We start from the raw sequence: 246 nt of genomic DNA on the forward strand, positions 1-246 counted from the left end.
GAGGCGATGTTCACCGGCGAGCACGTCAATGTCACCGAGGACCGGGCGGTGCTGCACACCGCGTTGCGGTTGCCGCGCTCGGCGCGGTTGGTCGTGGACGGGCGTGAGGTCGTCGCCGATGTCCACGAGGTGCTCGACGCGATGGGGGAGTTCACCGATCGGGTGCGTGACGGCCGGTGGCGGGGGGCGACCGGGGAGAAGATCACCACGGTGGTCAACATCGGGATCGGGGGGTCGGATCTGGGG

General features: G+C 69.9%; 1 pseudogene. It reads left to right on the top strand.

The annotated features are described in order from the left end of the window. Positions 1-246 (top strand): annotated as a pseudogene (locus ACLQ3J_RS20955) (glucose-6-phosphate isomerase); the annotation flags it as partial.

Origin of the sequence: Rhodococcus sp. DT1, from assembly GCF_049844875.1 — a bacterium.
GTDB lineage: Bacteria > Actinomycetota > Actinomycetes > Mycobacteriales > Mycobacteriaceae > Rhodococcus.